Below are 18341 nucleotides of genomic sequence, written 5' to 3'. Positions count from 1 at the left end.
GTTGCATTGCCGGTCTGCGATGCTGGCGACGGTGTGCGAGGCCCCTGTTACTGTGTTAAAAAAACAAAAAACAACGGCCGGAATGAGCCCGGCCGCCCTTACTTCCCGATTACTCGGGGTTCAAACCTGCAGCAGGCGCTCGACGAAATCCAGCCGGTCCTGGCCCCAGAAGCCCTGGCCGTCGACGACGTACCAGGGCGAGCCGAACACGCCGGCGTCCAGCGCTTCCTGCGTGAATGCGTCGTATTTCCGCTGCGTTTCCGGCGTGCGCGAGGCCGCCAGCAGGGCCGCGCCGTCGAAACCGGCGTCGCCCGCCAGCTGCTCGAGCGTGGCCGCATCCGCGATATCCCTGTCCTCGACCCAGACCGCGCGGGTGATGGCGCTGGCCAGCTCCAGGGCCTGGTCGGCGCCGCCCTGCTCGCGGGCGGCGGCCAGCAGCAGCGAGGCCGGGCCCTGGTCGACGGGGAAGAACTTCGGCTGCAGGTTCATCGGCAGGCCGAGGAACTGCGACCAGCGCTGCAGCTCCTGCAGGCGGTAGGCCTGGCGCTGCGGCGCGCGCTTGGCCAGCGGCAGGCCGCCGGACTGCGAAAACACCGCGCCCAGGTCGAAGGGCTTGGGTTCGATCATCGCGCCGTACTGGGCGGCCAGCTTGAGCAGGCGTTCATGCCCCAGGTAGACATAGGGCGAATGCGGCGCGAAGAAATACTGGATGGTTTTGCTCATATCGAGTCAGTCGGGGTCAGAGCCCACCCGGGTGAACCGGGCTCTGGCCACGAATAATCAAAAAGGTTTGACGACGACCAGGATCACGATTGCGATCAGCAGCAGCACCGGGACTTCGTTAAACACGCGGAACCATTTATGGCTGCGCGTATTCGCCCCGCGTTCGAATTTCTTCAGCAGCGATCCACAGGCGTGATGGTAGCCGATCACCAGGATGACCAGCGCCAGTTTCGCATGCAGCCAGCCACCCTTGATGCCGAAGCCCAGCCACAGCCAGAGGCCCAGCACCAGGGCCGGGATCATCAGCATCGTGGTGAAGCGGTAGAGGCGGCGACCCATGCCCAGCAGGCGCTCGATCGTGGCGGGATTGGTTTCCTGCGCCAGGTTTACGAAGATGCGCGGCAGGTAGAACAGGCCGGCGAACCAGGCGGCGATGAAGACGATGTGGAAGGCTTTGATCCAGAGGTACATATTATCCTTGTTGTTGACCCCGAAAGCGGGAATGACGTTTTTGACCTTAGTTGCGAATCTCGCCGTGCCCGAACACCACGTACTTCAGCGACGTCAATCCTTCGAGTCCCACCGGTCCACGCGCATGCAGCTTGTCGTTCGAGATCCCGATCTCGGCCCCCAGGCCGTACTCGAAGCCGTCGGCGAAGCGCGTCGAGGCGTTCACCATCACCGAGGCCGAATCGACTTCGCGCAGGAAGCGCATGGCGTCGGTGTAATCCTCGGTGACGATGGCGTCGGTGTGCTTCGACGAGTAGGTGTTGATGTGGTCCATCGCCTCGTCGATATCGGCCACGATCTTGACCGCCAGGATCGGCGCCAGGTATTCGGTGCTCCAGTCTTCTTCGCTTGCCGGCGCCAGGTGCGGATAGCCCTGCAGGATCGCCAGCGCTTCCGGATCGGCGCGCAGTTCGACTTCCCTGGTCGCATAGAGCTCGGCCAGCTGCGGCAGGATCGCCGGCGCGATGGCGCGCGCCACCAGCAGGGTTTCCATCGTGTTGCAGGTGCCGTAGCGGTGGGTCTTGGCGTTCATCGCGATCGGCAGCGCCTTGGCGATGTCGGCCTTGGCGTCGATGTAGACGTGGCAGATGCCGTCCAGGTGCTTGATCATCGGGACCGTCGCTTCCTGCATCAGGCGCGCGATCAGGCCCTTGCCGCCGCGCGGCACGATCACGTCCACGTATTCCGGCATGGTGATAAGAAAGCCGACGGCGGCGCGGTCGGTGGTCTCGACCACCTGCACGCCCTGTTCCGGCAGGCCGGCGCCGCGCAAGCCTTCCGCCACCAGCTCGGCCAGGGCGCGGTTGCAATGGATGGCTTCCGAACCGCCGCGCAGGATGGCGGCGTTGCCGCTCTTGATGCACAGGCCGGCCGCGTCCACCGTCACGTTCGGGCGCGCTTCGTAGATGATGCCGATGACGCCCAGCGGCACGCGCATCTGGCCGACCTGGATGCCGCTCGGACGGAACTTCATGTTCGAGATTTCGCCGATCGGATCCGGCAGCGCGACGATCTGGCGCAGGCCGTCGACCATGGTGGCGATCGCCTTGTCGGACAGCGCCAGGCGGTCCAGCAGGGCCGGCGCCAGGCCGGCGGCGCGGGCGGCATCGAGGTCGCGCGCATTGGCGTCGCGCAGGCAGGCGGCATCGCGCTCGATGGCGTCGGCGATCAGGAGCAGCGCCTTGTTGCGGGCTGCGCTGTCGGCGCGCGCCATCGCGCGCGAGGCCGCGCGCGCCTGGCGGCCGATGGTTTGCATGTATTCGTTGATGTTCATGATGCGTCGTCGTCCGTTCAAACGTGGGCACGGTGTGCCCACCCTACATTATTGCGATACAGGTAGGGTGGGGTAAAACAGTCCGGGGGACTGTCTTACGTGCCCACGCCTTACGAAGCAACCCTCAACGCCAGCTGCAGCATCGCATCCCAGGCGTCGCCCGCGAACTGCTTCGCACGCAAGCCCTTGACCATGCGGTCGACCTGGGCCGCCTCCTGCATGGCCGCTTCCAGGGTCGGCAGCGAGATGCGGCGCAGTGCCGGTTCCATCATGCGCTCGCGCGGGCCCCAGACCCGGTATTCCTTCAGCAGCGCGCCCAGCGGGCGTCCCTGCGCCATCCCTGCCTTCAATTTTAGCAGCGTGCGGATTTCCTCCGACACCGCCCACAGCACCAGCGGCAACGCCTCGCCCTCGCCTTTCAGGCCTTCCAGCATGCGCACCAGGCGCGCCGGATCGCCGGCCAGCATCGCTTCGGACAGCTTGAACACGTCGTAGCGCGCCACGTTCAGCACGGCGTCCTGGACCTGCTCGAAGCTCAGCTTGCCGGGCTCGTACAGCAATCCCAGCTTCTGGATTTCCTGGTGCGCCGCCAGCAGGTTGCCCTCGACCCGATCGGCGATGAAGTCCAGGCTCTGGCGGTCTGCGCTCTGCTGCTGCGCCGACAGACGCATGCCGATCCAGGCCGGCAATGCGGGACGTTCCACGTTCGGGATCTCGACGTAGACCGCGGCCTGCTGCAGGCCCGCGACCCAGGCCGCCTTCGCCGTCTGCCAGTCCAGCTTGGGCAGGGTGATCAGGGTCAGGTTGTCCGGGTTCAGGTCTTTCGCGTAGTTCTGCAGGGCCGCGCTGCCGTCCTTGCCGGGCTTGCCGCCGGGGATGCGCAGCTCGATCAGCTTCTTGTCGCCGAACAGCGACATCGCCTGGTTGGCGGCCAGCAGCTCGCCCCACTTGAAGTTGCGCTCGACCGTGAGCACGTCGCGCTCGGAAAAGCCTTGCGCACGGGCGGCGCGGCGAATCTTGTCCGCCGCCTCCAGCGCCAGCAGGTGCTCGTCGCTGGTGATCACGTAGAGGGGCGCCAACCCCTTGGCGAGCTGCCCGTCGAGCGCCTCAGGCCGCAACTGCATAGTCTCTGTTCCTTACCTGGCAGGTTTCAGCGCGGCCAGGCGGCGCATGATCTGCTGCACCAGGTCGGCCTGCATGTCGCGGTACAGCAGCGCTTCCTCGGATTCCTTGGCCAGCACCTGGGTCTCGTCGAAGGCCATGTTCCGGCGCAGCGTGATCTCGGTGGCCGGCAGCAGCTCGACGCCCTTGCTGTCGCGGACCGTGAACGTCAGCGTATAGGTCAGCAGGTATTCGCGCACCCGGCCCAGGCTGTTCAGCGACAGGATCGACTTGCCGCGGTTTTCGCCCAGCACCACGAACTGCGCTTCCGCCTGGTCCGGCTTGTCGGCGATGGCGACGTCGCCCGCGCGCAGGTTGCGCTTGAGCTCAGTCCCGAGCGGCGAGGTGTCCGGGAAGGTCAGGAACAGGCTGTGGAAGGGCATCGTATAGCTGCCGTTCGAGCCGCGCAGCTGGAAGCCGCAGGCCGCCAGCGACGCTGCGATACACAGCGCCGCGACGGAACGCACCACTATTTTCTTATAGGAGGCGGGCATCGATTACACCACGATGTTGATCAACTTGCCGGGGACGACGATGACCTTCTTCGGCGTACCTTCGACGAACTTCTGGGCCGCTTCCGAGGCCAGAGCCGCGGCTTCGATGGCGGCCTTGTCGGCGCCCTTCGGCACCTTGACGGAACCGCGCAGCTTGCCGTTCACCTGGATCATCAGCTCGATCTCGGACTGCTCCAGCGCGGCAGGGTCGACTTCCGGCCACTGCACGTTCAGGATGTCGCCGTACACGCCGGCGTAGCCCAGTTCCTGCCACAGCGCGTGGGTGATGTGCGGCGCCACCGGGTTCAGCATGCGCAGGAAGATCGACAGGCCTTCGGTAATGACGGCATCGCTCGCCGAACCCTCGGCCAGCTTGGCCGACTCCAGGGTATTCAGCATCTTCATGCAGGCCGAGACGACCGTGTTGTACTGGATGCGCTTGAAGTCGTAGTCGGCCTGCTGCAGGATCTTGTGCACTTCGCGGCGCAGGGTTTTCTGGTCGTCGTCCAGGGTGCCTTGCTGCTGGCCGGCCAGCGCCGCAGCGATGCGCTCGCGCTGCGCGTAGGCGAAGGCCCAGACGCGGCGCAGGAAGCGGCTCGCGCCTTCCACGCCCGACTCCGACCACTCCAGGGTCTGCTCCGGCGGCGCCGCGAACATGGTGAACAGGCGGGCGGTGTCCGCGCCGTACTGCTCGATCTGGGCTTGCGGGTCGATGCCGTTGTTCTTCGACTTCGACATCTTCTCGGTGCCGCCGATGATGACCGGGGCGCCATCCAGCTTCGATGCCGCCGCCTGCGGACGACCGCGGTCGTCGAGCACGAGGTCGACGTCGGCCGGGTTGAACCAGGTCTTCTTACCCGATTCATCCTCGCGGTAGTAGGTCTCGTTCAGCACCATGCCTTGCGTGAGCAGGTTGACGAAGGGCTCGTCGAATTTCACCAGTCCGAAGTCGCGCATCACCTTGGTCCAGAAGCGCGCGTACAGCAGGTGCAGCACGGCGTGCTCGATACCGCCGATGTACTGGTCCATCGGCATCCAGTAATCGTTGCGGGCCGGGTCGACCATCGAGTCGTTCGAACCCGGCGAGGTATAGCGCATGTAGTACCAGCACGAGTCGACGAAGGTGTCCATGGTGTCGGTCTCGCGGCGGGCCGGGGCGCCGCAGCACGGGCAGTCGACCTTCAGGAAGGCTTCGTGCTTCTTGAGCGGGTTGCCGGTGCCGTCCGGGACGCAGTCTTCCGGCAGCACGACCGGCAGGTCCTTTTCCGGAACCGGCACGGTGCCGCACTTCTCGCAGTGGATCATCGGGATCGGCGTGCCCCAGTAGCGCTGGCGCGAGATGCCCCAGTCGCGCAGGCGGAAGGTGACCTTCTTGTCGCCCAAGCCCTTCTCGGCCAGGTCGCCGGCCACGGCGTTGACGGCCGAGGTGTAATCGAGGCCGTCGTACTTGCCGGAGTCGATCAGCACGCCCTTTTCTTTATCGCCGTACCACTCCTGCCAGCCGTCCAGCGAGAAGGTCTGGCCTTCCACCGCGACGACCTGCTTGATCGGCAGCTCGTATTTTTTCGCGAACGCGAAGTCGCGCTCGTCGTGCGCCGGCACGCCCATCACGGCGCCGTCGCCGTAGGTCATCAGCACGTAGTTGCCGACCCAGACCGGCACTTGCTCGCCGGTGATCGGGTGCATGACGGACAGGCCGGTCGGCATGCCCTTCTTTTCCATCGTCGCCATGTCGGCTTCGATCACGGAGCCCTGCTTGCACTCGGCGATGAAGGCCTGCAGCTCCGGGTTGTCCCTGGCTGCCTGGGTGGCCAGCGGGTGCTCGGCGGCGACCGCGCAGAAGGTCACGCCCATGATGGTGTCGGCGCGGGTGGTGAAGACGTAGAGCTTGCCCTCGTTGATCAGCTCACCCTGCTCGTCCATGATCACGTGCGGGAAGGCGAAGCGCACGCCGGTCGACTTGCCGATCCAGTTGGACTGCATGATGCGCACGCGCTCCGGCCAGCCCGGCAGCTTGTTGTCGACGTAGTCCAGCAGTTCGTCGGCGTAGTCCGTGATGCGCACGTAGTACATCGGGATCTCGCGCTTTTCGACCAGCGCGCCCGAGCGCCAGCCGCGGCCGTCGACGACCTGCTCGTTGGCCAGCACGGTCTGGTCGACCGGGTCCCAGTTCACGGTGCCGGTCTTCTGGTAGATGATGCCCTTCTCGAGCATCTTCAGGAACATCCACTGGTTCCACTTGTAGTAGTCCGGCTTGCAGGCGGTCATTTCGCGCGACCAGTCGATGGCCAGGCCCATCGACTCCATCTGGCCGCGCATGTGGGCGATGTTCGAATAAGTCCATTCGGCCGGCGGCACGTTGTTCGCCATCGCCGCATTCTCGGCCGGCATGCCGAAGGCGTCCCAGCCCATCGGCATCAGCACGTTGTAGCCGTTCATCCGCAGGTAGCGGTACATCACGTCGTTGATCGTATAGTTGCGCACGTGACCCATGTGCAGCTTACCGGACGGGTAAGGCAGCATCGAGCAAGCGTAATACTTGCCTTTTGGGAAACGCGGGTCATTTTCGACCGCTTTATAGGCGTCGATCGACTTCCAGTAGGCCTGGGCGGCCTGTTCGACTTCGGCTGGACTATATTTATCTTGCATGATGTTCTGCGGACTAATGGAGGTGAGCAGAACATTATACTGGTACATTCACCTACTGGGCGGCGTGGGCACGGGGTGCCCACCCTACGAACCACGTGTAGGGTGGGCTCTCCGAGCCCACGTGGTTTTAACGCAGCTCGAGCTCCAGGGCCGGCTTTTCGCCGTAATCCTCATAGCGCTCGTTGATGCCGATGATGCAGAAGGCCATTTCCTCCAGCACGTCCTCGGCGCGCTCGCGCATGGCGTCGGAATGCAGCACGACGATGTGCAGGGTCTCGTCCGGCCCGAGGCGGACCTTGCTCATGCCGTCCTCGTCGCGCAGGTAGCTGAGGCAGTCGACCCAGGAATCCATGGTGTGCGGGTAGGAGTCCGGGAAGCCGAAGGCGCGCTGGCTCTCGGTGTGGAAGCTTTCGGTGTCGACGATTGCGGCGCCGTTCAGTTCGACGGTGGCCATAGGGATTCTCCGATTCATCGTCGCCCCCGCCTTTCGCGGGAACGACGAAGGTTTATTCGCGGGGCGACTTGATGCGGCCAGTATGCCAGCAGAACGCCGGCAAAGCCGTACAGTTCGGCTTTAAGCCTTCAGGCCCAGCACATCCTGCATGTCGTACAGGCCGGTCGGCTTGTCGGCCAGGAAGCGTGCGGCGCGCAGGGCGCCCTGGGCGTAGCTGACGCGGCTGCTCGACTTGTGGCTGATCTCGATGCGCTCGCCGATGCCGGCGAACAGCACGGTGTGGTCGCCGACGATGTCGCCGCCGCGCACGGTGGCGAAGCCGATGGTCGAGGGGTCGCGTTCGCCGGTCACGCCTTCGCGGCCGTAGACGGCGCACTGCTGCAGGTCGCGGCCGAGGGCGTCGGCGATGACCTCGCCCATCTTCAGCGCGGTGCCGGACGGGGCGTCGACCTTGTGGCGGTGGTGGGCTTCGATGATCTCGATGTCATAGCCTTGCGAGAAGTTCTTCGCCGCCATTTCCAGCAGCTTCAGCGTGACGTTCACGCCGATGCTCATGTTCGGCGCGAACACGATCGCGGTCTTTTCGGCGGCGGCGCGGATCGCGGCCTTGCCGGCTTCATCGAAGCCGGTGGTGCCGATGATCAGCTTGACGCCGTGGGCGGCGCAGTATTCCAGGTGCTCCAGCGTGCCTTCCGGACGGGTGAAGTCGATCAGGTACTGGGCGCCGGCCAGGCCTTGCTCCAGGCTCGATCGGATCGTCACGCCGGTCAGCTGGCCCGAAAAGGCGCCGGCATCCGAGCCGATGAAGGGATTGCCTGCGCGATCGAGTGCACCGGCCAGGGTGGCGTCGTCGGCTGCGGCGATGGTCTCGATCAGCATGCGGCCCATGCGGCCGCTGGCGCCGGCGACGGCGATATTCAATTGCGTCATGCCCCTTACTCCCCGCCGCGCTTGGCCGCGTCTTCGCGCTTGCGCTTCAGTTCGTCCAGCGATTCCTGTTCGGTCTTGGTCTCGTACTTCGAAATGCCGATCAGGCGCGAGATGTATTCACGCTCGCTCGGCAGGTTGCCGCCGTCGATCTTGGCCAGCAGGTTGTCCTTGAAGTAGACGGTGACGCGGCTGGTGGTCAGCTCGCCGTTGCCGCGCGCGAGGTAGAAGGGATAGTCCCAGCGGTCGGCGTGGAAGGCGTCCATCAGCAGCGGGGTGCCGAGGATGAACTTGACCTGGTCGCGGGTCTGGCCGACCTTCAGCTGGGTCAGCATTTCCTGGGACACGAAGTTACCCTGCTGGATGTCCGGACGATACGGCGAGAACACCCACAGGAATTTCTGCAGCTTGGTGACGGTGGTCGTTTGCGCGCCCGAATTCGCGATTGCCGCGGACTTGTCGGCATCGGCGGCGACCGCGGCCGGGGCGGTGCTCACCGGCGCTGCCGGCTTGGTCTGGTTACGCCAGGATGCGCAGCCGGAGACCGTCAGCGTCGTGACGGCAAGGCCGGCCACGAGCGCTGCCCGGGCGTGGGAACGATGGAAAACGGCATTCATGACGCGCATATCTAACCTTAAAAACGATTGAGCGAGATTCTAGAAACGCTATATCATAAAGCACTACGCCCATCTCGGCCCATCTAAGAGTAACAAAACATGAGCAACAACCCAACCGACCTGAAGGCCAGCGGCCTCAAAGCGACACTACCGCGGCTGAAAATCCTGGAGATCTTCCAGAACAGCACGGTGCGGCACCTGACGGCGGAAGACGTATACAAAACCCTGCTGAACGAGAACATGGACGTCGGCCTGGCGACGGTGTACCGCGTGCTGACGCAGTTCGAACAGGCCGGTCTCCTGAACCGCAATCACTTTGAAACCGGCAAGGCCATCTACGAGCTGAACGCCGGTTCGCACCACGACCACCTGGTCTGCCTCGACTGCGGCCACGTCGAGGAGTTCTACGACGAAGAGATCGAAAGCCGCCAGCAGAAGATCGCCCTCGAGCGCGGCTTCAAGATCGCCGAGCACGCCCTCGCCATCTACGGCAACTGCCAGAAGACGGATTGCCCGCACCGGCACCGTTAAGCTGCGCATACTCCTATAGCTCGTCCTGCGCCGCGCGCCGGCTGGCCGCGGCGATGACCCTGTTCACCGCCGCGATCACCAGTTCCGGCTCGTCCTTCTGGATGTCGTGCCCGCTTTTCAGGGTCAGCACCTGGTAGCCTTCGCTGAACTGGCGCAGGAAATTGGCGTGCAGGTCGCGCTTGAGCGCCACCGCCTCCACGCTCTGCAGGAAGAATTCCGGCTTGTCGACTTGCTGCACCGAAGTCAGGACCACCACCGGCACGTCCGGCAGCTTGCCGTCCAGCGGCGGCGGCAGCGCTCCCTGGTCGAGGACCGGCTTCAGCGCATCGTACTCCGCCCTGAACCTGGCCGGCACGAGGGCCTCGAACCGCCGGTCGTCGTCCGCCGCGCGCCCGGCATCGAGCCTGCGCAGGCCCGGATTGAAGCGTTCGTCGGCCGGGTCGACCAGCACCATGCCGGCTACCTGGCCGGGATGGCGCAGCGCAAAGGCGCGCGCCAGCAAGCCGCCGTAGGAATGGCCGACCAGGATGAAGGGCGGCTTCAGCCCCGCCGCGGCCACCAGCTGGTCGAGCTCCCGGCTGCTTTGCAGGATGTTGCGCGGTTCGGGACGCGGGTCGGAGCTGCCATGGCCGGCGCGCGAATAGCTCATCACGTGCGCCGATTTCGCCACCTCCGGCGCCACCTTGCGCCAGGTATCCAGCCCGGTGCCGAAACCGGATTCGAAGATGACGGTATAGCGCCCGCTGCCCTGCTCCGCCGCCTGCACCTGCCAGGCGCCCACGGCGATGCGCTCCTCCGGCGCCGAGGCGCCGGTGCGTGCGACGGCGCAGCACACCAGCATGATGATCGCGAGGATAAGGGGACGTCTGAATCGGTTCACGGCAGTTCCTTGGCGGATGGCGCGCGCGGCGCAGTGAACCGACTATATCTAGAGAGGATTCCCGCCGAAACTGTAAGAAACCTCAGGAGTGAGCGCTTTAGGAATGGCTGAGCGCGTTCGAGAGGAGCTTGGCCGTGATATCGACGATCGGGATCACCCGCTCATAGGCCATGCGGGTCGGGCCGATCACACCCAGGGTGCCGACGATCTTGCCGTTCACCTCATAGGGCGCGGTGACCACGCTCATTTCGTCCATCGGCACCAGCTTGGATTCGCCGCCGATGAAGATCTGCACGCCGCCGGCCTTGCTGGAGACGTCCAGCAGCTGCATCAGGCCGGTCTTCTGCTCGAACATCTCGAACATCTGGCGCAGCGAACTCATATTCGACGAGAGGTCGGCCACCGACAGCAGGTTGCGCTCGCCCGCAATGATCATGTCGTCGGTTTCCTGCAGGGCTTCGCTGCCCGCATCCACCGCGGACTGCATCAGGCGCGCCATGTCGTCGCTCAGCTTGCGCAATTCTCCGGTCAGGCGCGCGCGCACCTCGTCGAAGGACAGGCCGGCGAAATTCTGGTTCAGGTAATTGGCCGATTGCGTCAGCTCGGAGGGGCTGTAGTCGACGTCGGTCAGCAGCAGGCGGTTCTGGACGTCGCCGCGCGGGTCGACGATCACCAGCAGGATGCGTTTTTCCGACAGGCGCAGGAATTCGATCTGCTGGAACGCCGACTCGCGCCGCGGGCTCTGCACCACGCCGGCAAACTGCGACAGCGAGGACAGCATCTGGGCCGCGTTGGCGATCACCTTCTGCGGCTGGTGCGCGGGCAGGCGCATGCCGGCTTCGACGGCGTTCTCGTCGATCTGCCGCACGGTGAGGAGCGTATCCACGAAGATGCGGTAGCCGCGCGGCGTCGGGATCCGGCCGGCCGAGGTGTGGGGGCTGGCGACATAGCCCATCTCCTCGAGGTCGGCCATGATGTTGCGGATCGTGGCCGGCGACAGGTCGAGGCCGGAAATCTTCGACAGCGCGCGCGAGCCGACCGGCTGGCCGTCGGCGATATAGCGCTCGACCAAGGCTTTCAGCAGGGTTTGTGCACGGTTATCGAGTTGCATGGTTCACATTATGCCTGTTCGCCCGCCGCGTGTGCAGTCATGCGTGCCGTCAACGACGCTTCAGGCATGGTTGCGCTCGAGCCAGTCCAGCAGTTCGTCGACATCGCGCACGATCGCGTCCGGCTCGACGCCGTGTTCGATATGCTTGCGGCTGCCGTTGCGGTTCATCCAGACCGCGCGCAGGCCGGCGCGCTGGGCGCCCTGGACGTCGAGCAATACGTCGTCGCCCACGTAGACGGCGTCAAGCGGGGCCACGCCCAGTTCGCGGCAGCCGGCCAGGAAGATCGCCGGATCCGGCTTGGCCACGCCGAACTCGGGTGCCGATACCGACGCCCGGAAATGGTGGGCCAGCCCGATGGCCCGCAGGTCGGCATTGCCGTTCGTGATCGCGCCCAGCAGCACCCTGGTCTTCAGGCGCAGCAATCCCGGCACCACGTCGTCGTAAGGCACCACGGCATTGCGGGCGGCAAAGAACTCGGCCATCGCCAGCTCCACCTTGGCGGCATCCTCGCCGGCCTGTTCGAAGGCGGCCAGCAGGCCGGCGCGGCGCAGCTTGCCCAGGTCGAGCTGGAACTCCGGCTTCTGCGCCAGCAGTTCCAGGCGCGCCTGGCGCAGGCTGTCGATGGTGAAGCGCTGGGCGACACGCGGCGCGTGCTCGCGCAGCCAGGCGAACAGGATCTGTTCGGCTTGCAGGATCACCGGGGCGATCGGCCACAGCGTATCGTCCAGGTCGAAAAGGAGGGCCTTGGGCCAGGCGCGTGGGGTCGTCGTCATGCTCGGGAGTCGGAGGGAGGGCGGGTCAAGGATAGCGAGGCCGGCCTTGAAAATCAACGGCATGCAGATGTCGTTACACCGTGATACAAAGGCAAATGAGGCTGCGGCTTGGCAAATGCTCTAAAATGTCGGGCAATATTCTACTCAGCGGTGCCGCCGGTCCTGCCGTGCGCCATCCCGTCCAACGGAGATTCTATGAAGAGTTCGATCCTGTATGCCGGCGCTGCGCTGGCATGCGCGCTTGGCCTGTCCGCCTGCGGCGGCGGCAGCGGTGACCTGCCCCTGACCGTAACCATCGCCGGCGGCGTGACCAAGGAAGGCCTGGTACTGGTTAACCAGGGCAATGGCGACGAGATTGCGGTTCCGGCCGGCGCGGCCAGCGTCCAGTTCCCGAAATACCTGTCGACCGACGACGAGTTCAACATCTCGTACAAGTCCCTGCCGTCGAACGTCAGCGGCTGCACCATCAGCAACAACAAGGCACGCGCCAACTACTATACGGTCTACACCACGGTGCCGACGGTGTTCTGCACGATCAAGACCCACACCCTGTCGGTCACGGTGACCGGCCTGACCGGCACCGGCCTGGAACTCGTCAACGGTTCCAACCGCAAAGTGGTGACGGCTGCCGATGCGGCCCAGCCGGTGGCCATCGGCGACATTCCGGAAGACGGCGCCTACGGCGTGACCATCCTGAACCAGCCGGATACGCAGACCTGCACGATCAGCGGCGGCACCGGCACCATGACCGCCACCGGCCCGGGCACCACGCCTGTGGTCACCTGCGGTCCGAAGACCCAATAATCTGGAAACTGGAGAGTAAAGTATGAAGTTCCACCTCGTGCGCCCGGCCCTGATCCTGGCTTCATCCGTGGTCCTGGCGTCCTGCGGCGGCGGCGGCAAGGAGACCTACCCGATCAAGGTCACGGTCTCCAACGTCCAGTATCCAGGTCTGATCCTGACCACCAACGGCCAGGAACTGGCCGTTCCGGTACCGGCCAAGCCCGGCGACACCCAGGTCCTGTATTTCGCGAACGGTCTCGACTACGGCACCCGCTACGACGTGATTCCGAAAGGCGGCACCGCCACGCTCGGCGGCGGCTCGCAGCCGGCGCACCAGAACTGCGTCACCAACGGTTATCCGCGCGAATACGGCACGGCGGGCCAGACCGCTTCGATCGAATCGGCACGCACGCCGGCAATCGAGGTGTTCTACTCCTGCTCCATCCTGTCGTACGCGCTGAGCGGCACCATCACCGGCCTGCCGTCCAAGGACCTGAGCGTGACCCTGACCAACGGCAGCAACAGCACCCGTACCTTCGCCGGCAGCGACACCGATGCGTCGATTCCGTTCGGCCTGGGCGATGTGCCCTACGGCGCAAGTTTCGGTATCACGGTGCTGACCCAGCCGACCGGCTATACCTGCACCGTTTCCGGCAACGGCACCGGCGTGATGCTGGATGCCCAGGAAAAGAACGGCGGCGTCAAGGACGTGGCTGTCACCTGCGTCAAGAACAGCTGATCGACGCCAGGGAGGTCCTTGCGGAGGAGATATTTCTGTTGCGAATATCAAATATTCCAAACAAAAATTGGACGAATATGCTGTAACGCAGCATACTGCTTCCTGTCTCCTCCAACTCTCCTCAGAAAAGAATTGGATTTAAGCCCGCCCTCAAAAGCGGGCTTTTTTTTCGTCTCTTGCAGGAAACGATTAGATTGCGGCCTTCTCTGCTGCAGTCAAACGCTTCGCCGTCACCGTCACCACCGCCATCTGCTTGCCTTCGATCGACACCTGGGCGTTGTAGCGTTCGCGCGCATTGGTGCTGGCGGCGCTGGCTGCGCTGGTGACACCGGCCAGGAAGACGGTTGCCAGGAAGATCGCTTCCATGTTTTTCATGACGTTCATTTCGGTTCTCCTTCGGGTGAAGTGCGTTGCGTTTTGTTTTTCGATGGTGTCACTGTAGGCGTCTGCGCCTTCTCCTTCCAGCGGACTGCGACGAACTGCAAAAAACGCGGGATGGACGCCCAAAAACCGGGGCTATGCGTTGCGCCGGCTGCCTTTTACGCCTGAGAACGCTCAACAGCCTGCGCGCCTGTGCTCGCCATACTCGACGGCGGCACAAATGCGGAGGCGACATGAGGCGGGAGAACGTCTTGAAACTGGATCCGGGCGCGGCGGCCGGCATGGCCGGCACCGTGGCGGGCTGGAACCTGCTGGCCCTGCAGGCGATCCGCGCGGCGCAGCCCGGTCCGCTGGGCGCGGCGCGCTCGCTGGCGATCCTGCACACCTGCATGTACAACGCCTGGGCCGCCTACGACGGCGCCGCCCGCCAGACCGCGCATGGGGTAAGGGTAAGGCTGCCCTGCGCCGAACGCAGCGCCGCGAGCAAGGCCTGCGCCATGAGCCATGCGGCCTGGTACGCGCTCGGCAAGCGCTTCCCGGGCCAGCAAGCCATGTTCGACGCCTGGATGGCCGGCCTGGGCCTGGATCCGGCGCCCGGCGGCCAGCTGAGCCCGGCCGGCATCGGCCGTATCCAGGCCGCCAGCATGCTCGACTCCTGCCACCGCACCGGCACCCCGGCCGCCACGGCGACGACGGCCGAGCCGGCGCCCGGCCGCTGGTGCCTGGCGGCGCACCGGCTGTCCGAACGCGAAGGTCACGACGACGACCAGGACGTGCGCCTGTTCTTCGCGCTCGCCAATGCCCTGGCCGACGCCAGCATTGCCGGCTGGGGCGACGCGCAGGAGCGGGAGACGGCCGGGCCGGCCGCCATCCACGGCAGCGCCGGCGCGGCGGTGCACGAAGTGATCAGGCGCTTCGAGAACGAGATGCGGAGCGGGATGCGAGGCCGGACGCGAGCCGGCACGCACATCGGCGCCGGCTCGGCCGGACAGGAACTGGGCAGGCAGGTAGGCGCGCGCGCATTCGACGATGCGCGCCGCCATTGGGAAGGAAGATTATGAAGCCGGAGACACCGGCTTGAGCAGGTTGGCCAGCGCCACATACTGCTCCAGCCCCACCGCTTCCGGACGCGCGCCAGGATCGATGCCGGCCTCGACCAGCTGCTGCTCGGTGAACATGCCGGCCACGCAATTACGGATGACCTTGCGACGCTGCGAGAAGGCCTTGGCCACCACCGCTTCCAGGGTGGCGGCATCGGCCGGCAACTGGCGGCGCGTCGGCACCATGCGCACGATCGCCGAATCCACCTGCGGCGGCGGATCGAAGGCGGTGGGCGGCACCACGAACAGCATCGCCATGTCGTAGCGCCACTGCAGCATCACCGACAGGCGGCTGTAGGCCTTGGTGCCGGGCTCGGCCACCATGCGCTCGACGACTTCCTTCTGCAGCATGAAGTGCTGGTCCTCGACCAGGTGGGCAAAGTCCGCCAGGTGGAACAGCAGCGGGCTCGAGATGTTGTACGGCAGGTTGCCGACCACGCGCAGCTTCTTCCCTTCCGGCACCGGAATCGAGCCGAAATCGAATTTCAAGGCGTCGCCCGAATGGACGGTCAGGCGCTCGCGTGGATAAGCCTTCTCCAGGCGCGCCACCAGGTCGCGGTCCAGTTCGACCACGTGCATGTGGTCGAGTTCCTTGAGCAGCAGCGAGGTCATCGCCGCCAGGCCGGGGCCGATTTCGACCATGGTGTCGCCTTTGCGCGGACCGATCGAATCGATGATGTCGTGGAGGACATGGGCATCGGTCAGGAAGTTCTGGCCGAAGCGCTTGCGGGCTACGTGTTTCATGGGGTTCTTAAGTTGTTGCTCGGGCGCGGACCATGGACAGGGCGACGCGGATCGCCTCCTCCATGCTGCCGCAATCGGCCAGGCCGAGGCCTTGCGCGGCCAGGTCGAGGGCCGTGCCGTGGTCGACCGAGGTGCGGATCAGGGGCAGGCCCAGCGTGATGTTCACGCCGCGCCCGAAAGTGGCGTGCTTGAGCACGGGCAGGCCCTGGTCGTGGTACATCGCCAGCACGGCGTCGGCGTCCTGCAGGTACTTCGGCTGGAACAGGGTGTCGGCCGGATACGGGCCGCGCGCGTCGATCCCGCGCCCGCGCGCCGCCTCCAGGGCCGGCTCGATGACGTCGATTTCTTCGCGGCCCAGGTAGCCGTTCTCGCCGGCGTGCGGATTCAGGCCGGTCACCAGGATGCGCGGCGCCTTGATCCCGAACTTGCCGCGCAGGTCGGCGTGCAGGATGTCCAGCACCTGGTCCAGGGTTTCGCGCGTGATCGCGGCCGGCACGTCTTTCAAGGGAAGGTGGGTGGTGGCCAGCGCCACCCGCAGGGTGGGCCGATTCTCTGCCGAAGCTTGGGCTTGTAATGAGCCGGCCAGCATCATGACGACCTTGGGCGTGCCGGTCTTCTCGGCCAGGTATTCGGTATGGCCGGAGAAGGCGATGCCGGCATCGTTGATGGTGCTCTTCTGCAGCGGGGCGGTGACGATGGCGTCGAACCAGCCGGCCTTGCAGCCTTCGATCGCCAGGTCGAGCGTGGCCAGCACCGCGCGGCCGTTGGCGGCGTCTAGCTGGCCCGGCACCACGTGGGCCTCGAGCGGCACGTCGATGACGGGAATCGTCGTCGGCCCGAAATGCGGCAGCCCGCTGTGGCGCAGCGCCATCGTCGACAGCGCCGACAGGCGGATGTCCGGGTCGATCAGGCTGGCCGTCAGCGAGAGGAAGGCGGCGTCGCCGACCAGCACGCACCTGGCCTGCTCGCGCAGGGCCCAGGCGGCGCGGATCGCGATTTCCGGACCGATCCCGGCCGGCTCGCCGACCGTGACGGCCAGCGTGGGACGTGCGCCCGGAATCGCCATGGCTTACTGCTCCTCGCGGAACTCGACGTAGGCGCGGTCGCGCACCTGGCGCGCCCAGTCTTCCATCGCTTCCTGGCGCTTGCGCTCGGTGAGCACCTGGCGCGCCATGGCGCGTTCCTTGTCCTTCGAGGTGTCTTCGGTCTTGCGCTCGACGACCTGCACGATGTGCATGCCGAACGGGGTCTTGACCGGATCCGAGACCTGGCCCGGCTGCAGCGCGTGCATCGCGGTCGCCAGCTCATCCGGGATGTCGCCGGCTTCGACCCAGCCCAGGTCGCCGCCCTTCGAGGCCAGGCTGTCCTGCGAATTCTGGCGCGCCAGGTCTTCGAAAGTCGCCTGCTTGCTCTCGATCTTCGCCTTCAGGTCGAGCAGCTTCTTGCGGTCCTCTTCCTCGCTCTGGGTCGGGGTGATCTTCAGCAGGATGTGGCGGGCGTGGACCTGCTGCACGTTGGCGGCGGCCTGCTCCTGCTGCTGGGCTTCCGGCTTGCGCACATTGTTCACCTTCAGGATGTGGAAGCCGACGTTGGTGCGCATCACCGGCGTCACCTGCCCGGCCTTCATCTTCACCAGCTCGGCCGCGAACACCGGCGGCAGGCGGTTCGGATCGCGCCAGCCGACCGCGCCGCCCTGCAGGGCGTCCGGCGAATCGGAATAGGTGGCGGCCATCTTGGCGAAGTCGGCGCCGGTGCGCAGCTGGCGCGCGACCTCGTCGGCACGCGCCTTGCGCGCCGCGATCTGCTCGGGCGAGGCGTTTTCCGGGATGCGCACCAGGATCTGCGAAATGTCGACTTCGATGCGGTCGGCGGCGGCGGCCTTCTCGGCGGCCAGGTAGGTGTCGATCTCCGCTTCCGACACCTGGATCTTGGCGTCGACTTCGTGGTCGATCAGGCGCTGCATGACGATCTCGTTGCGGATCTGCTCGCGGAACTGGGCGAAGGTCATGCCCTCCTTCTCCATCTGGTTGCGCATCTCCTGCACGCTCATCTTCTGCGATTCGGCGATGCGGCCGATGGCGCGGTCCAGCTCGATGTCGGACACGCGGATGCCGTATTCCTTGCCCAGCTGGAGCTGGGCGCGCTCGGTGATCATGGCCTCGACCACCTGGCGGCGCAGGTCTTCCGGATTGGGCAGCTGCGCATTCTGGGCGCGCAGGCGCGCGGTGATTTCGTTGACGCGGTTGTCGACTTCACGCTTGGTGATGACTTCGTCGTTGACGATGACGTACACGGAATCGATGACCTTGGCATTGCTCGACGCCGGCGGCAGGAAACCGGTGGAAGGCTTGGCTGCCGAAGCGGCAGGAGCGGCCGGCGTTGCCGCGGCTTGGGCCAGGACGTCGCCGGCTGCGAGGGCACACAGCATCACTGCGGCCAGCTTGACTTGATGCAAACGGGTAGTACGCATATTCAGGGAAGCACTCATTT

20 protein-coding genes are annotated in these 18341 nt (G+C 65.5%); 4 read left to right on the top strand and 16 right to left on the bottom strand.

The annotated features are described in order from the left end of the window. Positions 1-120: 120 nt before the first annotated feature. The 9 genes from AC1DOQ_RS10225 to AC1DOQ_RS10185 all read right to left on the bottom strand — a co-directional run bounded on the left by AC1DOQ_RS10225 (position 121) and on the right by AC1DOQ_RS10185 (position 8817). A complete protein-coding gene (locus AC1DOQ_RS10225) occupies positions 121-723 on the bottom strand; it encodes a DsbA family protein (RefSeq protein ID WP_477362801.1) in 603 nt (200 codons plus the stop codon). Between the two features lie 57 nt (positions 724-780). Beyond that, positions 781-1194: a CopD family protein gene (locus AC1DOQ_RS10220; protein WP_477362798.1), complete on the bottom strand. Its 414-nt coding sequence runs from the start codon at positions 1192-1194 to the stop codon at positions 781-783. Positions 1195-1240: 46 nt separating this feature from the next. Next, entirely contained in the window at positions 1241-2506 is a 1266-nt protein-coding gene (locus tag AC1DOQ_RS10215; protein WP_477362795.1) for a glutamate-5-semialdehyde dehydrogenase, read from the bottom strand. 110 nt (positions 2507-2616) lie between these two features. Then, entirely contained in the window at positions 2617-3630 is a 1014-nt protein-coding gene (gene holA / locus AC1DOQ_RS10210) for a DNA polymerase III subunit delta (protein ID WP_477362792.1), read from the bottom strand. Positions 3631-3642: 12 nt separating this feature from the next. Beyond that, positions 3643-4134, bottom strand: a complete 492-nt coding sequence (locus AC1DOQ_RS10205) for an LPS-assembly lipoprotein LptE (protein ID WP_477362789.1) — start codon at positions 4132-4134, stop codon at positions 3643-3645. 30 nt (positions 4135-4164) lie between these two features. Next, positions 4165-6810 (bottom strand): leucine--tRNA ligase, encoded by a 2646-nt coding sequence (gene leuS, locus AC1DOQ_RS10200; protein WP_477362786.1) that lies wholly within the window; start codon positions 6808-6810, stop codon positions 4165-4167. 127 nt (positions 6811-6937) lie between these two features. Further along, on the bottom strand, positions 6938-7264 hold the full coding sequence (locus tag AC1DOQ_RS10195) for a barstar family protein (RefSeq protein ID WP_477362783.1): 327 nt from the start codon (positions 7262-7264) through the stop codon (positions 6938-6940). 120 nt (positions 7265-7384) lie between these two features. After that, positions 7385-8194 (bottom strand): 4-hydroxy-tetrahydrodipicolinate reductase, encoded by an 810-nt coding sequence (dapB, locus tag AC1DOQ_RS10190; RefSeq protein ID WP_477362780.1) that lies wholly within the window; start codon positions 8192-8194, stop codon positions 7385-7387. Between the two features lie 5 nt (positions 8195-8199). Further along, a complete protein-coding gene (locus AC1DOQ_RS10185; RefSeq protein WP_477362777.1) occupies positions 8200-8817 on the bottom strand; it encodes an outer membrane protein assembly factor BamE in 618 nt (205 codons plus the stop codon). Positions 8818-8907: 90 nt separating this feature from the next. On the opposite strand from AC1DOQ_RS10185, the gene fur reads away from it, so the two are divergent. Beyond that, positions 8908-9339, top strand: a complete 432-nt coding sequence (gene fur, locus AC1DOQ_RS10180) for a ferric iron uptake transcriptional regulator (protein WP_230026249.1) — start codon at positions 8908-8910, stop codon at positions 9337-9339. A 13-nt stretch (positions 9340-9352) separates the two neighbouring features. Here fur and AC1DOQ_RS10175 read toward each other — a convergent pair whose 3' ends face one another. From AC1DOQ_RS10175 to AC1DOQ_RS10165, 3 genes are all read right to left on the bottom strand, one after another. Then, the gene (locus AC1DOQ_RS10175; RefSeq protein WP_477362774.1) at positions 9353-10219 is read right to left on the bottom strand and encodes an alpha/beta fold hydrolase; all 867 of its coding nucleotides are present in this window, start codon (positions 10217-10219) and stop codon (positions 9353-9355) included. A gap of 97 nt (positions 10220-10316) precedes the next feature. Then, positions 10317-11330 (bottom strand): heat-inducible transcriptional repressor HrcA, encoded by a 1014-nt coding sequence (hrcA, locus tag AC1DOQ_RS10170; RefSeq protein WP_477362771.1) that lies wholly within the window; start codon positions 11328-11330, stop codon positions 10317-10319. Positions 11331-11390: 60 nt separating this feature from the next. Then, complete coding sequence (locus AC1DOQ_RS10165; protein WP_477362768.1) at positions 11391-12104, bottom strand: HAD family hydrolase; 714 nt, start codon at positions 12102-12104, stop codon at positions 11391-11393. Between the two features lie 195 nt (positions 12105-12299). Here AC1DOQ_RS10165 and AC1DOQ_RS10160 point away from each other — a divergent pair, with 195 nt between their 5' ends. Together AC1DOQ_RS10160 and AC1DOQ_RS10155 are read left to right on the top strand one after the other, a co-directional pair. Further along, on the top strand, positions 12300-12908 hold the full coding sequence (locus AC1DOQ_RS10160) for a hypothetical protein (RefSeq protein ID WP_477362765.1): 609 nt from the start codon (positions 12300-12302) through the stop codon (positions 12906-12908). A gap of 22 nt (positions 12909-12930) precedes the next feature. Then, positions 12931-13626 (top strand): hypothetical protein, encoded by a 696-nt coding sequence (locus tag AC1DOQ_RS10155; protein ID WP_477362762.1) that lies wholly within the window; start codon positions 12931-12933, stop codon positions 13624-13626. A gap of 189 nt (positions 13627-13815) precedes the next feature. Here AC1DOQ_RS10155 and AC1DOQ_RS10150 read toward each other — a convergent pair whose 3' ends face one another. After that, positions 13816-14010, bottom strand: a complete 195-nt coding sequence (locus AC1DOQ_RS10150; RefSeq protein WP_477362759.1) for a hypothetical protein — start codon at positions 14008-14010, stop codon at positions 13816-13818. A 248-nt stretch (positions 14011-14258) separates the two neighbouring features. Here AC1DOQ_RS10150 and AC1DOQ_RS10145 point away from each other — a divergent pair, with 248 nt between their 5' ends. Beyond that, complete coding sequence (locus tag AC1DOQ_RS10145; RefSeq protein WP_477362756.1) at positions 14259-15068, top strand: DUF6851 domain-containing protein; 810 nt, start codon at positions 14259-14261, stop codon at positions 15066-15068. Here the strand turns inward: AC1DOQ_RS10145 and rsmA are convergent. From rsmA to AC1DOQ_RS10130, 3 genes are read right to left on the bottom strand one after another with little or no spacing between them, the layout of a single operon-like run. Next, entirely contained in the window at positions 15063-15851 is a 789-nt protein-coding gene (rsmA, locus tag AC1DOQ_RS10140) for a 16S rRNA (adenine(1518)-N(6)/adenine(1519)-N(6))-dimethyltransferase RsmA (protein WP_477362753.1), read from the bottom strand. The genes AC1DOQ_RS10145 and rsmA overlap by 6 nt on opposite strands. Positions 15852-15858: 7 nt before the next feature. After that, positions 15859-16917 carry a 4-hydroxythreonine-4-phosphate dehydrogenase PdxA gene (pdxA, locus tag AC1DOQ_RS10135; protein ID WP_477362750.1) on the bottom strand — a complete coding sequence of 353 codons (1059 nt, stop codon included), beginning with the start codon at positions 16915-16917 and terminating at the stop codon, positions 15859-15861. 3 nt (positions 16918-16920) lie between these two features. After that, positions 16921-18321: a peptidylprolyl isomerase gene (locus AC1DOQ_RS10130; RefSeq protein ID WP_477362747.1), complete on the bottom strand. Its 1401-nt coding sequence runs from the start codon at positions 18319-18321 to the stop codon at positions 16921-16923. Positions 18322-18341: the final 20 nt, after the last annotated feature.

The sequence above is a fragment of the Massilia sp. 01N417 genome, from assembly GCF_056399645.1.
The sequence above is the reverse complement of the archived record's forward strand: the minus strand, read 5'-3'. Positions and strand labels throughout refer to the sequence as shown.